The following is a 12,944-nucleotide window of genomic DNA, read 5'->3' on the forward strand; positions in this document are numbered from 1 at the left end:
GAGGCGCGCGATGAGCGGCACGGCCCTCGCCGTACTGATCGTCCTCGGCCCGCTGCTGCTCGCGGGCGGCTTCCTGCTCGGCCGGCGCACCGCGCGCCCGGAGCGGACCAGCGACGTCGGCACCCCCGTCGAGCACGCCACGTTCGAGACGCTGCACACCGCGTCGCTCGCCGGCCCTCCCCTGCGGGCCGGGCTCACCGAGGAGAGCGCGGGCAAGGCGGCCCACCGGCTGCGTTCCCTCCTCGGCACCGACGCGCTCTGCCTCACCGACCGGGCGCGGGTCCTGGCCTGGGACGGGCTGGGCGAGCACCACGGCGAGGAGGTGATGGACCAGGTCGGGGCGGTGCTCGCCGGCGGGCGCGGCGCGGCCTTCGCCGGCGGCTGCGGCGACCTCGACTGCCCGCTGCGCTGGGCGGTCGCGGTCCCGCTGACCGTCGAACACCGGGTGCTCGGTGTCCTCGTGGCCTACGCGCCGCGCGAGTCGGCCGTCCTGGCCAGAGCCGCGGAGGAGGTCGCCCGGTGGGTCTCCGTACAACTGGAACTGGCGGAACTGGACCGCTCCCGCACCCAGCTCATCGAGGCGGAGATCAAGGCGCTGCGCGCGCAGATCTCCCCGCACTTCATCTTCAACTCCCTTGCCGCCATCGCCTCCTTCGTCCGGACCGACCCGGCGCGCGCCCGTGAACTCCTGCTGGAGTTCGCCGACTTCACCCGCTACTCGTTCCGCCAGCGCGGCGAGTTCACTACGCTCGCCGACGAACTGCACTCCATCGACCAGTATCTGGCCCTGGTACGCGCCCGGTTCGGCGAGCGGCTGTCCGTCACCCTCCAGGTCGCCCCGGAAGTGCTGCCGGTCGCGATGCCGTTCCTCTGCCTCCAGCCACTCGTGGAGAACGCCGTCAAACACGGGCTCGAAGGCGCGGTCACCACGAGCCGCATCACCATCAGCGCGCTGGACGCGGGCTCCGAGGCCGAGGTGGTGATCGAGGACGACGGAGTGGGCATGGAGCCGGACAGGCTGCGCCGGATCCTGCGCGGCGAGGGCGGCGCCTCCACCGGCATCGGACTGCTCAATGTGGACGAACGGCTGCGCCAGGTCTACGGGGACGAGTACGGCCTGGTCATCGAGACGGGGGTGGGCGCCGGGATGAAGGTCACCGTGCGCGTCCCCAAGTACCGCGCGGGTGTGCACGGCAGCTGAGCACGGCCCGGCCGGCCCCGCCCCGTTCGACCGGCGCGGTTCACCCCGTTCGCACGGCATGGCGTGGTTCGCCCGGCCCACCGGGTCGCAACGGTCAGAACAGGTGGATCGCCAGATGCCCCAGCGGCAGTCCCAGCTGCCAGGCCGGGGTCCACACCTGCGGCCCCTCCTCCTCCGCGACCGTGAACGGATCCTCGGCCGCCGGGCCCACGGCGTCGAGATCGGGCGCCAGCAGCTCCGTCTCCTCCAGCCACCGCCACGCGGCGCCCGCCAGCTCCAGATCCGGATCGCGGTCGGCCGTACCGGCCTCGAAGGCGGCAGCTTCCCGTACGTCGAGCCGGCCGCAGACCCATTCACGCCAGGTGTTCCCGTACGCGGTGAGCGAGCGCCACTCCTCCATCCTGGCCCCGACCTGAGGACCGTGGTCCGAACCGTCGGAGAGAAAGATCGTCAGGGCGAGCGCGTCGCGGCCCGCCCGGTATTCGAGCGTCGTGGGCGGCATCAGGTCGCCCGTGCGCAGCAATTCGTCGGCGATGTACTCCGCGTACATCCATGCCATGGGCACCAGCAGTCCACCACCGGCCCCTTCCGTACGTTCCGGGCGCATCACTTTCCGCCTTCCTTCCTCTCCCCGAAGTCCGCTTCAGGGAGCATTGAACCGGCGACGGACGCCTCGCGTGACCAGAAGTGCGGGATCGGGCCGGGTACGGGAACGGATTGTGACGGGTGATGCCGGTGAGGGGCCGGAAGCGCGCTCGTTCTCCGTCCGTCTGCTGTAGCCGGGCAGCGAGCGGCCGAGGGCGCGCAGCGCGTAGTGCGACCGGGACTTGACGGTGCCCGGTGGAATGCCGAGCACCTTCGCCGTCTCCGGCATGCTCAGCCCGCGGAAGTAGATCTGCACCAGCACCGCCCGGTGCTCCGGGCTCAGTGTCTCGACAGCGGCCCGTACGTCCAGGGTCGCGGCGGTGGTCTCGGTGAGGTCCTGCGGCGCGGCTGTCGCGGCCAGGACCTCGTCGCTGATCTCGGCCGGACGCGCCATCCTCGACCTGCGGGCGTCGATCGCCAGCCGGCGGGCGACGGTGAACAGCCAGGGCCGCATCGACTCGAAGGGCGCGTCGAAGACCTCGGGGTGGCGCCAGGCGCGCACCAGTGTCTCCTGGAGCAGGTCCTCAGCGCGCTGCTGATCGCCGTAGGTGAGTCCCAGCAGGAAGCGGAGGAGGGCGGGGCCGTGTTGCCGCTGGAGCGCCGCGAGCGTCCGCTCGTCGGTCGTTCCGGTGGGCGTGGCGGTGGTCATCGTGAACGCCCTTTCGCGCGGGGGTCGCCAGTGGCCGGCGGTCGCCGCCATCTGGCGTATCCGAACGCATCCGGGCGCCCGGGGACAGGTGGCGCGCAGAGATGTGCGACGAGCGGTCGTTCACGGCGCCGAGTGGTGCGGTGAACGGTCGCGCGGGGAGTGTTGGCCGCTTCCGTGACTATTGCCCGGTTGGTCACCTGACTGGCATTAATATGACTATATGGCAGGTTTGGGGTCACATTCCCCAGAGTCACGGAGACTGCCCGATGACACCACGCGTGCGAAACGGAGCGGCGGCCGTGGCCGTGCTGCTCCTCGGAACAGTGACGGCCTGCGGCGTACCGCGGAACACCCCGCCTCCCGGGCCTCCGCGCAGTGCTTCCGCAGGGCCTTCGGCCGTCAGCGGCGCGGCGCCGAGGCGCGGGTTCACGCTGGTCGCCTCCGGCGACGTCCTGCCGCACGACTCGGTCATCCGCCGGGCGGGCGCCGACGCGGGCGGCGCCGGCTACGACTTCCGGCCGATGCTGGCCGGGGTGAAACCGGTCGTCTCCGGCGCGGACGTGGCGCTCTGTCACATGGAGACGGTGTACGGCGAGGCCGGCGGCCCCTATACCGGCTATCCCTCGTTCGCCTCACCGCCGGAGATCGCCCGGGCGCTGCGGGAGACCGGCTACGACTCCTGCTCCACGGCCTCCAACCACAGCCTGGACGACGGGAGTCCGGGGGTGCGCCGTACGCTCGACGCGCTCGACAGGGCGGGCGTCAAACACGTCGGTTCTGCGCGCTCGGCGGCGGAGGCCATGCGTCCGGCCCTCCTCACGGCGGGCGGTGCGAAGGTCGCCCAGCTGGCCTACACGTACGGCACCAACGACATTCCGCTCCCCGACGGGCAGCCGTGGGCGGTCTCGCTCATCGACCCGCAGAAGATCATCGCCGACGCGCGTGCGGCCAGGGAGGCCGGCGCGGACGTCGTGGTGGTCAGCGCGCACTGGGGCACGGAGTGGGAGACGGCCCCGGACGCCCGGCAGATGAGCCTCGCGAAGAAGCTCACCGCGTCCGCCACGGGCGGCCGGCCCGACATCGATCTGATCATCGGCACGCACGCGCATGTCCCGCAGGCGTACGAGAAGGTCAACGGCACCTGGGTCGTCTACGGGATGGGTGACCAGGTCGCGGGCTCGATGATCAACTACGCGGACGAGAACGACCCGCGCGGCAACCAGGGGTCGATCGGCCGGTTCACGTTCGCGCCGCCCGCGGAGCGCGGCGGGCGCTGGAGGGTGAGCAAGGCGGAGTTCGTCCCGCAGTGGATGGACACCGGGGCAGGCCGTGTGGTCAACCTGCCGGAGGCATCGCGCCGTGAGCCCGACCGCGCGGACTACCGCGAGGCGCGGGACGAGATCAGTGCCGCCGTGTTCAGCCGGGGAGCGGCCAAGGACGGTCTCACCATGGGCCGTTGACCGACATCACGACGCCACGACGCCACGACACCGCGACCCGTCCGAGACACGGCACCGGCGACCCGTCCCTGCGCCACGGCATCGCCGGGTCCCGGCGCGCGCCGTTACGGGACGACCGTCACCGGCCAGCGGCCCGCCTTCACCAGCCGTACCGCCACCGAGCCGACGATCCGGTGCCCCGCGGACTCCGAGGCGCCGACCACCACGGCGTCCGCGGTCAGTTCGTCGGCCGCCGTGACCAGTCCGCTGTACGGGTCGCCGTGGAAGGTGTGGAACTCCCAGCGGACGTCCCACACGCCCCGGGAACGCTCGGCGGCGGTGCGGATGTCGGCCACCAGGCTCTCGGCGATCTCCCCGGTCGTGTCCGCGACAGTGGCGCCGAGGGCCGCGCCCGCGGGCAGTACCGGCTGTACGTAGACGATGGCGAGCAGCGCGTTCTGCCGTCTGGCGAGACCGGCGGCGTACGAGGACGCGCGCATGGAGGACGGGGAGCCGTCCACGCCGACGACGATCACCTTGGGACCGTCGGTCCCGCGTTCGAACTGGGTGGGCTGCTGCTCAGTCACGGCAGGCAGGTTATCCGTTCCCCGCAGGCGGGTCTGCGGCGGTCCCCTGAAGCGCTGATCTGCGAAGTCGTCCCGTTGGGAGAGCCGCTCTTGGTTCCATCGGGTGCTTTCCCGCGCGGGGCCGTGTCGGTCGGTCGTGCGAGGCATCGGCCATGCGAGCTATTAGTCATGAAAAAGGACAAGATGATTCCGAGGCGTCGCGCTCTTCTGCAGATCTCCGCCTGCCTCGGCGCCGCCGCCACCGCCCGGGTGCTGCTCACGGGAGAGGCTCCCGCGCCCGGCCCCACCAAGGCCGCCCCGCCCCCGGCGGCCGGTCCCGGCGCCGCCCGGCATCCGGCCGCCGTACCGAGAGCGGGTGCTCCCCTCCACACGTCGGCCTACCGTCTTCAGCCCATGACGGCCGACGCGCCGAACGGATACCGCAGACCCGCGCCCCCCGTACGGCAGAAGCCCTTCATGGAACTGCCAGGACTCGGCCACGCGATGGTCCTGACCTTCGACGACGGGCCCGACCCCCGCTACACCCGGCAGATTCTGCGCGTACTGCGCGAGCACGACGTGCGGGCGATGTTCTTCGTGTGCGGCGAAATGGTCTCGTACTACGGGGACATGCTGCGGGAGACGGCCGACGACGGTCACGTCGTCGGCAACCACACCTGGACACACCCCGAACTCCCGAAACTCTCCCGCGCCAGGATCCGCGAGGAGATGGAGCGGACCAGCGAGCAGATCGAGAAGACCATCGGCACCGCGCCGCTCTGGTTCCGCGCGCCCTACGGCTCCTGGAACCAGGACGCGTTCGAGCTGGGCTCGGAGCTGGGCATGGAACCGCTCGCCTGGACCATCGACACGGAGGACTGGATGGTGCCGGGCGTCGGCAAGATCGTCGGCGCGGTCCAGGACGGCGCGGAACCGGGGGCCGTGGTCCTCCAGCACGACGCCGGAGGCATCCGCACGCAGAGTGTGGCCGCGCTGCGCCGCTATCTGCCGGAACTGATCGACGACGGCTACCGCATCGCGGTGCCGCACCGCTGACCACGCACCACGGCCGCCCGGTGCAGTCCGGGCGGCCGTTCGGCGCGTCGTGTTCGGTGCGTCCTGTTCAGTGGCGGTTTGTTCAGCGCGTCTTGATCAGCCGGGCGAAGACGACGACATTGCCGTCGTAGCCGCCCGCCTTGGAATAGCCGCCGCCGCAGGTGATCACGCGCAGCTCGGGGAAGCCGGTGTCGCCGTAGACGCGGGTCCCGGGGAAGTCGTTCTTGGAGAACACCTCGACGCCGTAGATCTCGAACACCGCGACCCGGTCGTCGAAGCGGGTCACCTCGATGTGCTCGCCCTTCTTCAGCGAACCGAGCCCGTAGAAGACGGCCGGGCCCGCCTCGTTGTCGACGTGGCCGACCACCACGGACGTACCGCGCTGTCCGGGGGAGATGCCGTTCTGGTACCAGCCCGCCATGTTGGGATCCTGCGGTGACGGGGGCTCGATCCAGCCGTCCCGGTCCAGGCCCACGTCCATGACCGGGGCGTCGACCTTGATCTCGGGGATCCGTACGCGCGCCATCGGGGCGAAGGGCAGCGGCTCGACGCTCGGGGGAGCGGCGACGAGGGCCGCGGGGTCCTGTTGCCGGCTGTCCGGTGCGGCCGCCGACGCGGGCTGCGGAGGCCCCAGCGGTGCGTCCACTCCGTTGCGCATCATCGCGATGCCGGTGAGCATGACGAGAGCCAGCACGCCCCAGGGACGGCGCTTCCTCGACTCCGGGCCGCTGTGGTCCTGGCCCATGTTTCTCCCTTCGTGGGCGCCTGTAGGCACGCTAAGCGCGCAGCCGCCCGGGGGCGATCACTGGCGCGCGAACGGGTGGCGTGGCGGGCGGCGGTGACCCAACAGACCAACGGGCCCCGCAAAATTCCTGACGCCCTGTGACCTGCGGATCCGTCAGGCACGGACACTTCTTCCCGGCGTGTCGGATCACCGGGGTGGACCAGTGCCGAAATGCGCCGCGTGTGAGGTCCGGTGAGGGTTCGTCATGGGAGGCGTACTCGTCGAATCTCCCGGAGCACGGCTTCGGGGCGTCTTCCACTGGAGGTTCAACGATGCGTGCTTCACGCGCTCTCGCGGTGTCCGCGGCCGCCTGCGCGGCCGTGGTGCTCTCCGCCCCGCTGGCCGGGGCCACCAACGGTCCGAGGAACGTCACCGTCAATCCGGAGACGGTCCATCAGGGCGGCTCGATCCAGATCACCGCGGAAGGCTGCGGACACGGTGGCAGGGTCACGTCCAACGCTTTCCCGAAGGTCGAGCTGCCGGTGAACTCGTCGGGGCACGTCAGTGCCACGGCGCGGATCTACAACAACGCGACGCCCGGCCGCTACAGCCTGTCCGTCAAGTGCAACGACCCGGGCACCAGCCCGGTCAGCCGTGAGTTCGAGGTGGTCAGGGGACGGGGCGCGCTCGGCGGTCTCGGCGGTTCCGTCGGTCCGAGTTCGGCCGAGATGGGGGTCGGTGCGGGGCTCGTGGCCTCGGCGGCCATCGGCGGTTCGGTGTTCATCGCGCGGCGTCGCCGGCTGAGCGGCGGTCCGGCCTGACCTCCGTTCTCCGTGTCACGTCCGACGCCCGTCGCCCCGAATCCGGAATCAGGATTCGGGGCGACGGGCGTAGAACGCGGCCGGATTCGAGTCAGTGCCCGCGTCCGTCCGCCCGCCTGCGGGCGACGTGGACGGCGCCGGTTGCGGCGGCCACGACCAGCATCGTCCCGCCGACGATCTCACCGGTGTCGATCCCGCCGACACTGCCCCCGAGGCCGCCCCTGACGCCCCCGGTCGCCAGGGGGCTGGAGCGCGCGGTGGTGACCGGGGTCAGGGGCGGCACCCGGGTGGGCGCCACCGTACGGGTCGGCGCGGGCGTCGGTGTGGGGCGCGGGCGCGGCGCCGGTGAACCGCCCGCGATGGTCAGAGCGGTCGTGCCCGATTCGCCGCCGCAGCTGAATCGCACCCGGTACTGGGCACCGGGCTTGGCGTCCCGGTCGACGGTGGCGGTGGCGGTACCGCCCGGAGGGACGGTGACGGTGTCGAACACCGCGGAGGTGACGGTGGCTCCGGTGTCGCAGTCGGTGAGAGCCAGGGTGACCCTGCCGCCCGCCGCGACCGTCGAAGGGGTGATGCTGAACCCGAACGGCGTTATGTCGCCTTGGGGTGCGGCGGGCGCGGCGGACGCGGTGGAAGCGGTCAGTGCGAGAGCTCCCGCTCCCAGCAGAGCGGCGACTGCGCGGCATATCACCCGCATGGGCAATCCTCCGGGTCCCCGAGGAGCAGCTGCGGAACCTTTTTCCACAAGAGGAAGGGAATGCGCCTCGATGCCGGAAACGCTAGGAGCGCCTGCGCCCACTCGCGATCGCAGTCGGGCGAATGGAGCACCCGTGTCCCCCGGGCGGCCGACGCCCTCTCGTGGCCGGACGCTTCCCCGGACACCCGTGTGAGGACACGCCCCGGCTACGACCGGATGTGCGGGAAGAGATCGATGAAGGGCTGAGCGGTCGCCGCGATGCCGCGGCCGTACGGGGCGTCGAAGTCCCAGATGAGGAACAGCAGGAAGGCGATCAGCACGCTGAAGAGTCCCGCGAGCAGCAGCTCGCGGAGGGTCCGCCTGATCTGGAGCAGGAAGATCAGCCCGACCGTGACCACGGCACCGGTGATCAGGCCGAACCAGACGACCCCCGGCATGGTGTCGCCGGCGTTCTGTCCACGGGCTCCGCGGGCGTCGTCGGCGGCGGCCACCGCGTCCACGAGCGGCTGGTAGGCCTGGCCCTCGAGGTCGGTCTTCGGCGGGTACTGGGTGATGTCGCGCCGTACGGTGTCGAGCAGTTGGGTGCCCCGGGGGCTCAGCTCCCGGTGCCGGGACATGTGCGGCCATTCGTCCTTCACGACGTACGAGACGTACGCGTCGACATCGCCGCGGATGCGGTCCCGGACGGCGGGCGGATAGACCTGCACCCGCTCCTGGACCTCGTGCATGGCCTGGGCCTCCTGGCGTACGGACTCCTGGGCGGCGCTGCGGGCCTCCCAGACCCCGGCGATGGCCAGGCCCAGCACGATCGCGTAGATCACGCCGATCATCATCGTCATGTAGTCGAGGACGTCAGGGGTCTGCGAGGGGTCGTCGTCCTCGGGGATGTTGCGGCTGTTGATGACGACGATGGTGAGGACGACGACGCACGCGGCGGCCATCGCGATGGTCAGTACGAGCCATTCCGACATGGAATCTCCGTGGTTCAGCGTGAACGGGGGCGCAGTACGGCCACCGCGAGTACGGCCGGGGCGGTGATCACGAGCATCATCAGGACGGGAGAGGTGCCGTTCCTGGGCTGCTTGCGTACCGCCTTGCGGTAGACGGGCACGGCCACCGCGGACGGTGTGGGGCGGGCCGACGGTGACGGTGTCGGGCTCGGTGTCGGTGCGGGAGCCGGTTTGGGCGGCGGTGGCGCCGGGGGCGGTGGCGGCGGGACGGGTTTCACGGGCCGGGGGGCCGGTGGCGCCGGAGCGGGCGGTTTCGGCGCGGGTGGCGGCGGCGTGGGAGTGGGTTTGGGTGGTGGCGGAGGCGGAGGCGGGGGCGGTGGTGGTGTGGATGCCGGCGGAGGTGGCGGTGGCGGCGGGGGAGGCGAGGGCGAGTGCGGGGGCGGGCACAGGTGGCTGCCGGCCCCCGCCACGGCCCAGTGCGAACCTCCCTGGCCGAGCGAGGCGTAGGCGCAGCTGTCGGCCGCCGCGGGCGCGGGAACGGCGGACAGCCAGATGAGTGAGGCGGCGGTCAGCAGCCGTCCGACGAGGGATCCGTACACGGGCAGGAGCTTGGACCCGAAGCGGCTTCGATACGCCAAATGCGGCTTGGATTCGCCCAGATAGGTGGAGTTTGCGACTCCGGGTTTGAGATTGGCTTATGAGCGGCGGAAGTTGTCATGCACGGTCGGCGGTCCATCCGGCCGGCACGCGCTCCGGCCGGGGACGCCGGCAAGGGCACAGCCGTAAGCCGTGTCCTGCGGCTCCTCCGTCTCTCCCTCAATAAAGTGGCCGATTGTCGCCCTTCCCGGACTGGAATGACACGCAATGGATCATGAAGAAGGGCGACGCGACGTTCGGCCGGTCCGGCAGAATCAAGCGCGAGAGCATCAACTCCCCCTCCGCTGGGGCCTTCCCGGGGCCCCGCACAACCGGGAGTTGTCAAAGGTCAGGAGGGTGAGAGCAGTTGGCGGGAGGGCATGGAGATTCCACCTTCGTCCTCCAGGGCGCCCTGATCGGTAGCGGCCGGGCCAGGTGCATGTGCCACTGGCCTGTGACCAAGAACGGATCGCTAATTTCCGTTTGGGCTCGCTCTCTTGGCGGGCGATCAGTAGCCTCGGCTCGAACAAACGGCCACGCACTTGGCCGCTACACCGTGGTGACTGTTGGAGACAACGATGGAGCGTCCCGCCTGGGCCCCGCGCGGCATCGATATTTCGGTGCCGAGCGTTTCCCGCATTTACGACTACTATCTGGGCGGTTCGCACAATTTCGAGGTGGACAGGGAAGCCGCCCGCAAGGCAATGGAGTTCATGCCGGGGCTTCCCGCGATCATGAAGGCGAACCGCGCCTTCATGCGCCGTGCCGTGAAATTCGCGGTGGAGGACGGTGTGACCCAGTTCCTCGACATCGGCTCCGGCATTCCCACCTACGGAAACGTCCATGAAGTCGCCCAGGCCGCGTCGCCCGGCGCCCGGGTGCTGTACGTCGACCACGATCCCGTCGCCGTCGCCCACAGCAGGGCCGTCCTCCAGGGCAACGAGCACGCCGACGTGTTGAACGCCGACCTGCGCGAGCCCGAGCGGATACTGAAGAGTCCCGCGATCGCCGAACTCCTCGACCTGGGAAGGCCGGTGGGGCTGCTGCTGATGTCCGTCCTGCACTTCCTGCCGGACGAGGACGAGCCGTACCGCGCCGTGGCCGAACTGCGCGACGCACTCGCGCCCGGCAGCCTGATCGCGCTCAGCCACGCCTCCTACGACGGCATTCCCGTCCCGCAGGAACAGGCGGGCGGTGCGGTCGGCGTCTATACCGACATCAGCAGCCCGCTGGTGATGCGTACCCACGAGGAGACCGCCCGGTTCTTCGACGGGTTCGACATGATCGGTCCTGGACTCGTCTCCCCGCCGAAGTGGCGGCCGGAGAGTGCTTCTTCGCGGGAGGACCCGTACGCCTTCGCCGGGTTCGCCGGCGTAGGACGAAAGGGATGATGGTGCCGTCACAGGCAGCGGACTCCGCGGCGCATCCGGACGGTCTGGAGGACCGGCTCCGGCGGTTCGCGACGATCTGGAGCCGGGCGATCTACCCGGCGACCGCCACTTCCCTGACGCGCCCCGAGTTCGAACAGTATCTGCTGCCGCTGGCAAGGGAGTTGAACGAGGCGCTGCACGCCCGCCACTTCGACCCCTCGCCCGCGCACACCGTGGGAACCGCGCTCGTGGCGGCCCACTGCACCGACCCGGACGCGCTCAGCAGCACACTCGGTGTCGTCGACTCCTACCTGGTGCTGTACTGCGGCGCGGAGGAACTGGCGGCGGAGGAGAGCAGAGCCCGCTGCGCCCGTCTCCAGCACTCCGTCGCGGCGGGCTTCGCCCAGGCGCTGCGCGAGCGCACCCTCGGCGAACAGGAGGCCATCGCACGCTCCGCGCTCGCCGCGCGCAGCGAGGCCGAGGACGCGCTGCACGCCACCGAGGTGCGGTTCCGCGCGGTGTTCGAAGGCGCGGCCATAGGCATCGGGATCGCCGATCTCGAAGGGCGAGTGCTGGAGGTCAACGACACACTCACGCAGATGTTCGGCGGCCTCGAACACCATGTACGCGGTCGGAACGTTCGCGAGTGGGTCCACCCCGAGGACAGTCCGCACGTCTGGCGGATGCACCGCGAACTGGTGCGGGGCGAGCGGGAACACTTCCGCATCGAGAAGGCCTTCTACCGCAACGACAGCACCGTGCTGTGGACCAATCTGACGGTCTCGCTGCTGCGCGACGCCGACGGAGTACCGCAGTTCCAGCTCGCGCTGATGGAGGACACCACCGAGCGCCGGCTGCTGAATCTGCGGCTGCGCTACGAGGCCACCCACGACGCCCTGACCGGACTGCCCAACAGGACGCTGTTCTTCGAGCGTCTGGACAAGACGCTCGCCGCGACCGACGAGCCGCGCTTCGGGCTCTGCTACCTCGACCTCGACGGTTTCAAGGCGATCAACGACAGCCTCGGCCACTCCTCCGGGGACCGGCTGCTGGTGGAGGTCGCGGACCGGCTGCAGAGCTGCGCCACGGCCCCCGGCGAGATGGTGGCCAGGATCGGCGGAGACGAGTTCGTTGCGCTGACCACCGGACACCGCACCCAGGGCGAGGTGTCCGACCTGGCGTCCCGGATCCTCGGCGCGCTGGCCACCCCGATCCGCCTCGACGGCCGGGAGTTCACCGTACGGGGCAGCATCGGCATCGTGGAGGGACCGGCGGCCGGGCGCAGCGCCGCCGAGGTGCTGCGCAGCGCGGACATCACGATGTACCGGGCCAAGGCGGCGGGCGGCAACCGCTTCGAGCTGGCCGACCCGGAGGCCGACGCGCGCGCCATCACCCGGCACGGACTGACCACGGCGCTGCCCGCGGCCCTGGAACGCGGTGAGTTCTTCATCGAGTACCAGCCACTGGTGCATCTCGACGACGGCACGGTGCACGGCGCGGAAGCGCTGGTGCGCTGGCACCATCCGCAGCACGGTGTGCTGGGCCCCGACCGGTTCATCCCGCTCGCGGAGCACACGGGGCTGATCGTGCCGCTCGGCCGCTGGGTGCTCGAACAGTCCGTACGGCAGGCCATGACCTGGCAACAGGAGCTGCCCGAAGGGGCGTTCGGCGGGCAGCTGCGGGTCAACGTCAATCTCTCTCCCGCGCAGCTGCATCATCCCGGGCTCGTCGCCGACACGGTGGAGGTGCTGGAGCGCGTCGGTCTGCCGCCGTCCGCGCTCTGCCTCGAAGTCACGGAATCCGCGCTGATCGGCGCCGACGAGGATCTGCTCAAGCCGCTCAGACAGCTCGCCGAGATGGGGGTGCACATCGCCCTCGACGACTTCGGCACCGGCTACTCGAACCTGGCCAACCTGCGCCGGCTGCCGGTGAGCGTCCTCAAACTGGACCGGTCGTTCACCCAGGGCATGCAGCAGCATCCGGCCGACCCGATAGACATCAAGATCATCGAGGGCATCGTCTCGCTCGCGCACAGCCTGGAACTGGCCGTGACCGTCGAGGGCGTGGAGACGGGAGCCCAGGCGGAGCATCTGCGCAGGCTCGGCTGCGACACCGGACAGGGCTGGTACTACGCGCGGCCCGGCCCGCCGGAGCAGTTGCACACGCTGTCGCTGGTGGACGCCTCGTAGC

General features: G+C 70.7%; 13 protein-coding genes. 6 read left to right on the forward strand and 7 right to left on the reverse strand.

The window, feature by feature from the left end; genetic code table 11:
* Positions 1–10 precede the first annotated feature (10 nt).
* Positions 11–1,201, forward strand: a complete 1,191-nt coding sequence (locus tag ACIP6N_RS26300) for a histidine kinase (RefSeq protein WP_401819473.1) — start codon at positions 11–13, stop codon at positions 1,199–1,201.
* A gap of 94 nt (positions 1,202–1,295) precedes the next feature.
* Here ACIP6N_RS26300 and ACIP6N_RS26305 read toward each other — a convergent pair whose 3' ends face one another.
* Both ACIP6N_RS26305 and ACIP6N_RS26310 read right to left on the reverse strand, forming a co-directional pair.
* The gene (locus tag ACIP6N_RS26305) at positions 1,296–1,808 is read right to left on the reverse strand and encodes a hypothetical protein (RefSeq protein ID WP_401819584.1); all 513 of its coding nucleotides are present in this window, start codon (positions 1,806–1,808) and stop codon (positions 1,296–1,298) included.
* 36 nt (positions 1,809–1,844) lie between these two features.
* Complete coding sequence (locus ACIP6N_RS26310) at positions 1,845–2,495, reverse strand: sigma-70 family RNA polymerase sigma factor (protein WP_401819475.1); 651 nt, start codon at positions 2,493–2,495, stop codon at positions 1,845–1,847.
* Positions 2,496–2,761: 266 nt separating this feature from the next.
* On the opposite strand from ACIP6N_RS26310, the gene ACIP6N_RS26315 reads away from it, so the two are divergent.
* Complete coding sequence (locus tag ACIP6N_RS26315; RefSeq protein ID WP_401819476.1) at positions 2,762–3,955, forward strand: CapA family protein; 1,194 nt, start codon at positions 2,762–2,764, stop codon at positions 3,953–3,955.
* 104 nt (positions 3,956–4,059) lie between these two features.
* Here the strand turns inward: ACIP6N_RS26315 and ACIP6N_RS26320 are convergent, their stop codons facing one another.
* Complete coding sequence (locus ACIP6N_RS26320) at positions 4,060–4,521, reverse strand: universal stress protein (protein WP_401819479.1); 462 nt, start codon at positions 4,519–4,521, stop codon at positions 4,060–4,062.
* A 168-nt stretch (positions 4,522–4,689) separates the two neighbouring features.
* Between ACIP6N_RS26320 and ACIP6N_RS26325 the strand changes: the two genes are divergently transcribed.
* Positions 4,690–5,556 carry a polysaccharide deacetylase family protein gene (locus ACIP6N_RS26325; RefSeq protein WP_401819481.1) on the forward strand — a complete coding sequence of 289 codons (867 nt, stop codon included), beginning with the start codon at positions 4,690–4,692 and terminating at the stop codon, positions 5,554–5,556.
* Positions 5,557–5,638: 82 nt separating this feature from the next.
* Here the strand turns inward: ACIP6N_RS26325 and ACIP6N_RS26330 are convergent, their stop codons facing one another.
* The gene (locus tag ACIP6N_RS26330) at positions 5,639–6,301 is read right to left on the reverse strand and encodes a class F sortase (RefSeq protein ID WP_401819483.1); all 663 of its coding nucleotides are present in this window, start codon (positions 6,299–6,301) and stop codon (positions 5,639–5,641) included.
* Between the two features lie 311 nt (positions 6,302–6,612).
* Here ACIP6N_RS26330 and ACIP6N_RS26335 point away from each other — a divergent pair, with 311 nt between their 5' ends.
* Complete coding sequence (locus ACIP6N_RS26335) at positions 6,613–7,101, forward strand: hypothetical protein (RefSeq protein WP_401819485.1); 489 nt, start codon at positions 6,613–6,615, stop codon at positions 7,099–7,101.
* A gap of 91 nt (positions 7,102–7,192) precedes the next feature.
* Here the strand turns inward: ACIP6N_RS26335 and ACIP6N_RS26340 are convergent, their stop codons facing one another.
* The 3 genes from ACIP6N_RS26340 to ACIP6N_RS26350 form a co-directional block, all read right to left on the reverse strand.
* Positions 7,193–7,798, reverse strand: a complete 606-nt coding sequence (locus ACIP6N_RS26340) for a hypothetical protein (RefSeq protein WP_401819486.1) — start codon at positions 7,796–7,798, stop codon at positions 7,193–7,195.
* A gap of 206 nt (positions 7,799–8,004) precedes the next feature.
* Entirely contained in the window at positions 8,005–8,769 is a 765-nt protein-coding gene (locus tag ACIP6N_RS26345) for a hypothetical protein (RefSeq protein WP_401819488.1), read from the reverse strand.
* A gap of 14 nt (positions 8,770–8,783) precedes the next feature.
* Positions 8,784–8,915 carry a hypothetical protein gene (locus ACIP6N_RS26350; RefSeq protein ID WP_401819491.1) on the reverse strand — a complete coding sequence of 44 codons (132 nt, stop codon included), beginning with the start codon at positions 8,913–8,915 and terminating at the stop codon, positions 8,784–8,786.
* Between the two features lie 1,047 nt (positions 8,916–9,962).
* On the opposite strand from ACIP6N_RS26350, the gene ACIP6N_RS26355 reads away from it, so the two are divergent.
* A complete protein-coding gene (locus ACIP6N_RS26355) occupies positions 9,963–10,775 on the forward strand; it encodes an SAM-dependent methyltransferase (protein ID WP_401819493.1) in 813 nt (270 codons plus the stop codon).
* Positions 10,772–12,943 carry a putative bifunctional diguanylate cyclase/phosphodiesterase gene (locus ACIP6N_RS26360; protein WP_401819494.1) on the forward strand — a complete coding sequence of 724 codons (2,172 nt, stop codon included), beginning with the start codon at positions 10,772–10,774 and terminating at the stop codon, positions 12,941–12,943. Before ACIP6N_RS26355 ends, ACIP6N_RS26360 begins: the two co-directional genes overlap by 4 nt.
* Position 12,944 lies beyond the last annotated feature (1 nt).

Origin of the sequence: Streptomyces sp. NPDC088725, assembly GCF_044751305.1 — a bacterium.
Taxonomy (GTDB): domain Bacteria; phylum Actinomycetota; class Actinomycetes; order Streptomycetales; family Streptomycetaceae; genus Streptomyces.

Bases quoted from the DNA above. Each gene is read 5' to 3' on its own strand.
- ACIP6N_RS26300 (WP_401819473.1), top strand. From the start codon at position 11: ATGAGCGGCACGGCCCTCGCCGTACTGATCGTCCTCGGCCCGCTGCTG.
- ACIP6N_RS26305 (WP_401819584.1), bottom strand. From the start codon at position 1,808: ATGCGCCCGGAACGTACGGAAGGGGCCGGTGGTGGACTGCTGGTGCCC.
- ACIP6N_RS26310 (WP_401819475.1), bottom strand. From the start codon at position 2,495: ATGACCACCGCCACGCCCACCGGAACGACCGACGAGCGGACGCTCGCG.
- ACIP6N_RS26315 (WP_401819476.1), top strand. From the start codon at position 2,762: ATGACACCACGCGTGCGAAACGGAGCGGCGGCCGTGGCCGTGCTGCTC.
- ACIP6N_RS26325 (WP_401819481.1), top strand. From the start codon at position 4,690: ATGAAAAAGGACAAGATGATTCCGAGGCGTCGCGCTCTTCTGCAGATC.
- ACIP6N_RS26330 (WP_401819483.1), bottom strand. From the start codon at position 6,301: ATGGGCCAGGACCACAGCGGCCCGGAGTCGAGGAAGCGCCGTCCCTGG.
- ACIP6N_RS26335 (WP_401819485.1), top strand. From the start codon at position 6,613: ATGCGTGCTTCACGCGCTCTCGCGGTGTCCGCGGCCGCCTGCGCGGCC.
- ACIP6N_RS26340 (WP_401819486.1), bottom strand. From the start codon at position 7,798: ATGCGGGTGATATGCCGCGCAGTCGCCGCTCTGCTGGGAGCGGGAGCT.
- ACIP6N_RS26345 (WP_401819488.1), bottom strand. From the start codon at position 8,769: ATGTCGGAATGGCTCGTACTGACCATCGCGATGGCCGCCGCGTGCGTC.
- ACIP6N_RS26355 (WP_401819493.1), top strand. From the start codon at position 9,963: ATGGAGCGTCCCGCCTGGGCCCCGCGCGGCATCGATATTTCGGTGCCG.
- ACIP6N_RS26360 (WP_401819494.1), top strand. From the start codon at position 10,772: ATGATGGTGCCGTCACAGGCAGCGGACTCCGCGGCGCATCCGGACGGT.